Raw genomic sequence first — 7,378 nt, 5'->3', positions numbered from 1 at the left:
ATCGGGGATTTCGGGGAGGGGCATCACCGGTGCGCCCAGCGCGACGCGCATGCCATGCCCCTCCCCGAAATCCGCGATCAAGTCCTGGTGTGCAGAGGCCTTTCGGGCTCTGGCGGGGGGGGGGGCGGGGGGGGGGGGGGGCCCCCCCCCCCCCCCCCCCCCCCGAAGGGGCCCAAGGCCCCCCCGCACACCGTGAATTGGCCGGTTGGAGGGAGGGGCGCCAAGCGCGCTCCGCATCCGGCGGCCGCTCCCTGCCCCTCCCTCCAACCGGCCAAGTATTGGGTTCCAAGGGCCTTTAGGCCTTTGGCGGGTGGGTGCGGGAGGGCAGCGCCCTCCCGCGACGGCGGAGCAGCGCCATGACGCTTTCCCCCCTCACCCGTCGGCGCCTCGCGAATTTCCGTGCGAACCGGCGTGGCTATATCTCGCTGGTGATCTTCGGCTTCCTGTTCTTCGTGACCTTGTTCGCGGAGTTCATCGCGAATGATCGTCCCCTGGTCGCGAAAGTGGACGGGCGCTGGTTCGTCCCCGTTCTGGCGGATTATGCCGAGAGCGACATCGTCGAGGACGGCCTGCCCACCGGTGTCGACTGGCACGACCGCGGCTTCCTCGAGGAGTTCGAGGCGAAGGGCGGCTGGATGGTCTGGCCGCTGGTCCCCTATTCCTACCGGACGGTGGTCCGGGACCTCGGGCAGCCGGCCCCCTCGCCGCCTTCGGCGAAGAATTGGCTCGGCACGGACGACCAGGCGCGGGACGTGCTGGCGCGGGTGATCTACGGCTTCCGGATCTCGGTTCTGTTCGGCTTCACGTTGACGATCGTGAGCTCCGTCGTCGGCATCGCGGCAGGCGCGGTGCAGGGCTTCTATGGCGGGCTGACGGATTTGCTGTTCCAGCGCTTCATCGAGATCTGGTCGGGCATGCCGCAGCTCTACCTGCTGATCATCCTCGCCTCCGTGATCGAACCGTCCTTCTGGGTCCTGCTGATCTTCCTGCTGCTGTTCTCCTGGATGGGCCTGACGGGCGTGGTGCGGGCGGAGTTCCTGCGCGGTCGCAACTTCGACTACGTGCGCGCGGCGAAGGCGCTGGGCGTCTCCGATCCCGTGGTGATGTTCCGCCACATCCTGCCGAACGCGATGGTGGCGACGCTGACCTTCCTGCCCTTCATCCTGTCGGGGTCGGTGACGGTGCTGGCGAGCCTCGACTTCCTCGGCTTCGGCCTGCCGCCGGGCTCGCCCTCGCTGGGCGAGCTGGTGAACCAGGGCAAGAACAACCTGACCGCGCCCTGGCTCGCGATGACCGGCTTCGTGGTGCTGGGTGGCATGCTGACGCTGCTGATCTTCGTGGGCGAGGCGGTGCGCGATGCCTTCGATCCCCGCAAGCTGCCGGGGGGCGGGCGCTGATGACGCTGCTGACGGTCGAGAACCTCTCCGTCGCCTTCCGCGGCAAGCGCGTGGTCGAAGGCGTCTCCTTCGCGGTCGAGAAGGGCGAGACGGTCGCGCTGGTCGGTGAATCCGGCTCGGGCAAGTCGGTCACGGCGCTGTCCTGCCTGCGGCTGCTGCCGACGGCCGGGGCGAACCCGGCGGGCCGCATCATGCTGGACGGCACAGACGTGCTGGCCGCGCCCGATGCGGAACTGCGCCGGTTGCGCGGCGGCGTCGCGGGGATGGTCTTCCAGGAACCGATGACCTCGCTCAACCCGCTCCACAGCGTCGAGCGCCAGGTCAGCGAGGCCATCACCCTGCATCAGCCCCTCGCCGGCGCGGCGTTGCGCGCCCGGGTGATCGAGCTGCTGCGCCGTGCCGGCTTCCCGAAGGCCGAGGACCGCCTCGGCGCCTATCCGCACCAATTGTCCGGCGGCCAGCGCCAGCGCGTGATGATCGCCGCGGCGCTCGCCAACGACCCGAAGCTGCTGATCGCGGACGAACCCACCACCGCGCTCGACGTCACCATCCAGGCGCAGATCCTCGAGCTGCTGGAACGGCTGAAGCGCGAGCTCGGCATGGCGCTGCTGCTCATCACCCACGACCTCAACATCGTGAAGAAGCACGCGGACCGCGTCGTGGTGATGAAGGACGGGCGCGCCGTCGAACAGGGCAAGGTCGCCGAGGTCTTCGCCAGCCCGCAGCACGACTACACGCGCATGCTGCTCGCCACCGAACCGCGCGGTGCGCCGGCGCCCGTCGCCGATGCGGCACCCGAAGTCATGCGCGGCGACGCCATCCAGGTCCGCTTCCCGATCCGGCGCGGCCTGCTCCGCCGCGTGGTGGCGGAGGTGCGCGCGGTCGACGGCGTGACCGTCGGCGTGCGGGAAGGCGAGACGGTCGGGCTTGTGGGCGAATCCGGCTCGGGCAAGACGACACTGGGCCTGGCGTTGCTGCGGCTCGAGGAGAGCCGGGGCGCGATCCGGTTCGAGGACCGCGACATCCAGGGCCTCGCCCGGTCGGACCTGCGCCCATTGCGTCGGCGCATGCAGATCGTCTTCCAGGACCCCTTCGGCGCGCTCTCCCCGCGCATGAGCGTGGGCGAGATCGTGGGTGAAGGCCTCGCGGTCCACGAGCCCGGCCTGACCCGCCAGCAGCGCGCCGCCACCGTCGCGACGGCGCTCGAGGAAGTCGGCCTGCAGCCCGAGATGGCCGAGCGCTACCCGCATGAGTTCTCCGGCGGCCAGCGCCAGCGCATCGCCATCGCGCGCGCCCTGGTGCTCAAGCCCCGCTTCCTGGTGCTGGACGAACCGACCTCGGCGCTCGACGTGAGCGTCCAGGCCCAGGTCGTCGACCTGCTGCGCGGGCTGCAGGAGAAGCACCGGCTCGCCTACCTCTTCATCTCCCACGACCTGCGCGTGGTCCGCGCCATGGCGCACCGGATCATCGTCCTGAAGGACGGCAAGGTCGTGGAGGAAGGGGCGGCGGCCGATGTTGTCGCCGCGCCGCGGGAAGCCTACACCCGGGCCCTCATGGCCGCAGCCTTCGACCTGCGGGCAGAGACGGCACCGGGGCTGAGGATTTGAGCGAACTCGACACGCTGAAGGCGTTGCTGGACGGCGGGCATGTGAAGCTCGGCGTGAGCATCCGTCAGATGAACTCGCCCGGATCCCCGGTCTACCGGTCGTGGGAGAACATCTGGCCGCCAGCCGTGGTGCTCGTCGGCTCCTTCCTGGCGCTCAAGATCGGCGGGCCGCTGCTCGCCGACCTGGGCATCGCGCAGGGCGGATCCTGGCTCGGCCTGGTGGTGCTCGCGGCCGGCTGCTGGTGGTGGCTGTCCAAGGTCATGCCGAAGGTGAAGGACGGTGTCTTCGAACGGACCGCCGCCTTCGGCCTGCAATCCCCGGCGCATTTCGACGCGCTGTGGGCGAAGGGCGTGCTCAGCCTCTACGCGAAGATGCCCGACGGCACGGAACGCGCGGCGACGCGCCGCGATTCCTGGCGCGACTTCGCGACGGCGATCGACAACGAATTGAAGGGTCAATCCTGATGGCGGTCCTGCTCTCGACCAAGGCACACACGATGCAGGACTGGAAGGCGGCGCTGCTGGCCGTCGATCCGTCGCTCGAGATCCGCCTCTTCCCCGAGGCCGGCGCCCCCGAGGACATCGAGGCCGCGGTCGTCTGGACGGCGCACGACATGATGGAGCTGCGCCGCTACCCGAATCTCAAGGTCATCGTGTCGATGGGCGCGGGCGTCGATCACCTGTTCCGCCCGCCGGGCCCGCCGCCGGGCGTGCCGGTCGCGCGGCTGGTGGACACGCGCCTCACCCAGGGCATGACCGAATGGGTGCTGCTGAACGTGCTGCGCTTCCACCGGCAGGACCCGGACTACCGGGACCAGCAGGCGCGCAAGGTGTGGTTCGAACTGCCGGCGCCCGAGACCTCGGCGCGGCGCATCGGCATCCTCGGCCTGGGTGAGCTCGGCTCCGACGCGGCCCGCGCGCTACGGGCGCTCGGCTTCCCGGTGATGGGCTGGTCGCGCCGGCCGAAGCAGGTCGACGGCGTCGAGACCTTCCACGGCGCGGACGGCTTGGTGGCCATGGCCGCGAAGGCCGACATGCTGGTCTGCCTGCTGCCGCTGACGCCCGAGACGCGCGGCGTGATCGACGCGAAGCTGCTCGGCGCAATGAAGCCCGGCGGCTTCCTCATCAACGCCGCGCGCGGCGGGCATCAGGTCGCGGCCGACGTACTGGCCGCGCTCGATTCCGGCCATCTCGCCGGCGCCGCGCTCGATGTCTTCGAACCCGAGCCCCTGCCCGCCGACAGCCCCTTCTGGTCGCATCCGAAGGTGATCCTGACGCCCCATGCGGCGTCCATCACCATTCCCTCGAGCGCGGCGCCGCAGGTGGTGGAGAACATCCATCGCGCCCGGGACGGCCGGCCGCTGATCAACCTGGTGGATTTTTCCGCCGGCTACTGAGCCCTGGACATGCGAACGGCGCGAAGGGAGTGCCCCTCGCGCCGTTCGTGGTCCTGGCGGACCGGAGCGGCTCGTCGCCGCCCCGCCGGGGCCGGTTCAGACCGCGCGCAGCGCCGGCTCGCCGCTCGCCTGCGGCGGCAGCAGCTTCGCGTCGGCCGTGCCCTTCTGCGCCTCGATCATCACGGTGCGCAGGTTCTGCAGGAAGGTCGTGCCCTTCGGCGTGCGCTGCACGAGCACGCTGCGACGGTCCGCCGGGTCGACCTTGCGGCGCGCGAGGTCGAGTTCGCCAAGCCGGTCGAGCGCACGGGTGATCGCAGGCTTCGACACGTTCAGGTCGGCGGCGAGGCCGCGGACCGTGTGCGGGCCCTCGCTGAGATAGACGGTGAGCAGCACCGCGAGCTGGCGGGCCGACAGATCCGGCCCGTCGTCCCGGACGAGGGCGACGATGGTCTCGCGCAGGATGCCGATCTGCTGGTCGGGGTTGGTGATGTTGGTCATCTGGGTCTTCCCTTTGCTGGAGGCTTGGGGCGGAGGGTCCTGCCGGGGCCGTTGTAGCGGCCGGGCGGTGGCCGCTCGCCGGAAAGTCACGCGTCGCGAGTGGGCCGGCGTGGGATCTCGGGGATGGCTGCAAGAATGGCGCGGGCACACTGGGCTTCCCCGCCCTCCGGTCGCCCGGGGCGCGTCGCATCGTTCCACGCATAAAGATCGAGATGCGCCCACGGGATGCTGTCCGGCACGAAACGCCGCAGGAAAAGCGCTGCGGTGATCGCGCCGGCCATCGGCTTCGTCGCCGAATTCACGAGGTCGGCCATGCTGCTGTCGAGCCAGCCATCGTAGCCGGCGTGCAACGGCAGCCGCCACATCTGCTCCCCGGTCTCCTGCCCGGCAGCGACCAGCCGCGCCGCCAGGGCGTCGTCATGGCTGAACAGGGCCGGAAGATCCGGCCCGAGGGCGGTGCGCGCCGCCCCCGTCAGGGTCGCGCAGTCGATGATCGCATCCGGGTCCTGCTCGGCCGCGTAGGCAAGCAGGTCGGCGAGGACGAGCCGGCCTTCCGCGTCGGTGTTCGTCACCTCGACCTTGAGGCCCTTGCGGGTACGCAGCACGTCGAGCGGCCGCATCGCGGTGCCGGAGACCGCATTCTCGACGGCGCCGACCAGCACCAGCAGGCGGACCGGCAGCGCGCGGCGCATCACCATCTCGGCGACTGCGAGCACGACCGCGGCGCCGCCCATGTCCTTCTTCATGCGTAGCATCGAGGACGGCGGCTTCAGGTCGAGCCCACCGGTGTCGAAGCAGACGCCCTTGCCGCACAGCGCGATCAATGGCCCGTCCGCCGCGCCGGTCCAGCGCAGCACGGCGACGCGCGGCGCCCGCGGGCTGCCCTGCCCCACGGCAGCGACGGCGGGAAAGCCGGAGTCGAGAGGCGTACCCTCGATGATCTCGCAGGCGGCGCCGTGGCGGGCGCCGAGCATCGCCACCGCCTCCGCGAGTTCCTTCGGGCCGAGGTCGGCGGCCGGAGCGTTGATCAGGTCCCGGGCGGCGCAGATCGCCTCGGCCATCATGACGCCTTCGGCGCCGTCGGCCGGGATCTCGAGCAAAGCGGGCGCGGGCCCGCCGGATTTGTGCCGCCGCGGGCGATACGCGCCCAGCGCCCAGCCCATCGTCGCGAGGGAATCCTGCTGCGGGCCCGCGGTCAGACGCCAGGCCGATCCGGCCGGCAGGGCACGCGGGGCAGCGCCGAAGGACGCCACATTATCGGCCCCGAGACCGATGACCGCACCCGCGAGGCCGTCCGGCCCGGGCAGCAGGGCCAGCTCGCCGGGGCGTGCCGAGAAGCCGGTGGCGCGCAGGAACGCCGCTGCGCTGCTCGCCTGCCCGTCGAGGAAGGCCATCAGGCCCTCCGCACGGACCGCGTGCAGCGGCAAGGCTCCCGTCGCATTGGCCACCAGGCCTTCCAGCATCGATGACTCCCGAGCGTTCTCGCTGCGTGGCGCGAAAATTCACGAAATTGTTATGTTTATAATGCGCCCGTTGCGCCCCTGAATCCAAGGCATCCATTACGCAAGAGCGATATGCATAAGGCGCAACGCAAGGAATGCATACTCACGATCGGGTCTGCGCCCGATCAGCGGCGGGCGCGCAACGTTCCGACCGCCAAACCCTCGACCAATCCGCGACCGAGCGCTTCGGCAAGACAGGCGTAGCCACGGTCGTTGTGGTGCAGACCGTCCGAGACCAACAGGGCGGCGTGCGACACACCTCGCGTCGCCAGCGAATCCATCAGCGCTCCCCTGCGAAACAACGTGACGCCCGGTTGGGTTGCGGCGGCTTCGGCGAGAATCGCGTCATAGACGCCGTTGTTGGGCTGCGCGGCGATGCGGGGCGCGCGTTGGTTGTCCATCAGCACGACGTCGACGCGGGCTTGGCGGAACCGCTCGAGCCCCTGCAGCAGCAATCGGCGGAAGGTCCCCGGATCCAGGCCGCGCAGCGTCGCATTGGCGCCGAGTTGCCAGATCACCAGGTCCGGCGAGTCCGCGAGGACATCCGACTCGATGCGGCCGATCATCTGGACGGCATCCTCGCCGCCCGCGCCCCGGTTCATGACCGTGATGGCGAGCCCCGGCAGGGCGCGCCGGAGCTGGCGTTCGAGCACGGCCGGATAGCTGCGCCAGGGCAGGGTCGCGCCGGCGCCGGCGGTCGAGGAGGACCCGAAGGCCACGATCTTCACCGCCCCGCCCCGCGCGACGGCGGCGGCGAAACTCGGCACCCACAGCGCCGGCATTGGCACGGCGGGGCACGCCTCGGTCGAAGCGTCCGCCGGCCGGCCGGCGAGACCGAGGACGAGACCGCCGAGGGCGGCCATGAAACGCCGCTGGATCAAGGGGAGAGAGCCGCGAGGGTTCGAGCGAGGCCGGCGGTCCAGGGTGGGAGGGAGGCGCCGAAGGTGGCCTGCAGGCGGGAGGTGTCGAGGCGGCCAT

The 7,378-nt window shown here is 70.7% G+C and carries 7 protein-coding genes; 4 read left to right on the top strand and 3 right to left on the bottom strand.

The window, feature by feature from the left end; genetic code table 11:
* Positions 1 to 356: 356 nt before the first annotated feature.
* The 4 genes from GWK16_RS24825 to GWK16_RS24810 are packed head-to-tail and all read left to right on the top strand — an operon-like array spanning position 357 to position 4,400.
* Positions 357 to 1,397, top strand: coding sequence for an ABC transporter permease (locus GWK16_RS24825; protein ID WP_170056667.1), 1,041 nt, complete (start codon positions 357 to 359; stop codon positions 1,395 to 1,397).
* The gene (locus GWK16_RS24820; protein ID WP_170056666.1) at positions 1,397 to 3,004 is read left to right on the top strand and encodes an ABC transporter ATP-binding protein; all 1,608 of its coding nucleotides are present in this window, start codon (positions 1,397 to 1,399) and stop codon (positions 3,002 to 3,004) included. Before GWK16_RS24825 ends, GWK16_RS24820 begins: the two co-directional genes overlap by 1 nt.
* Positions 3,001 to 3,468: a hypothetical protein gene (locus GWK16_RS24815; protein WP_170056665.1), complete on the top strand. Its 468-nt coding sequence runs from the start codon at positions 3,001 to 3,003 to the stop codon at positions 3,466 to 3,468. The genes GWK16_RS24820 and GWK16_RS24815 overlap by 4 nt, the downstream gene beginning before the upstream one ends.
* A complete protein-coding gene (locus GWK16_RS24810) occupies positions 3,468 to 4,400 on the top strand; it encodes a 2-hydroxyacid dehydrogenase (protein ID WP_170056664.1) in 933 nt (310 codons plus the stop codon). The genes GWK16_RS24815 and GWK16_RS24810 overlap by 1 nt, the downstream gene beginning before the upstream one ends.
* Positions 4,401 to 4,496: 96 nt before the next feature.
* Here GWK16_RS24810 and GWK16_RS24805 read toward each other — a convergent pair whose 3' ends face one another.
* The 3 genes from GWK16_RS24805 to GWK16_RS24795 all read right to left on the bottom strand — a co-directional run bounded on the left by GWK16_RS24805 (position 4,497) and on the right by GWK16_RS24795 (position 7,281).
* Positions 4,497 to 4,898, bottom strand: coding sequence for a MarR family transcriptional regulator (locus GWK16_RS24805; protein ID WP_170056663.1), 402 nt, complete (start codon positions 4,896 to 4,898; stop codon positions 4,497 to 4,499).
* A gap of 86 nt (positions 4,899 to 4,984) precedes the next feature.
* Entirely contained in the window at positions 4,985 to 6,361 is a 1,377-nt protein-coding gene (locus tag GWK16_RS24800; RefSeq protein WP_170056662.1) for a leucyl aminopeptidase family protein, read from the bottom strand.
* A 164-nt stretch (positions 6,362 to 6,525) separates the two neighbouring features.
* The gene (locus GWK16_RS24795) at positions 6,526 to 7,281 is read right to left on the bottom strand and encodes an SGNH/GDSL hydrolase family protein (RefSeq protein ID WP_170056661.1); all 756 of its coding nucleotides are present in this window, start codon (positions 7,279 to 7,281) and stop codon (positions 6,526 to 6,528) included.
* Positions 7,282 to 7,378: the final 97 nt, after the last annotated feature.

It is taken from the genome of Neoroseomonas marina (assembly GCF_012927745.1).
In the GTDB taxonomy this organism is placed as follows: Bacteria; Pseudomonadota; Alphaproteobacteria; order Acetobacterales; family Acetobacteraceae; genus Neoroseomonas; species Neoroseomonas marina.
Note: the sequence above shows the minus strand (reverse complement) of the source record. Positions and strands in the feature narration are given on the sequence as shown.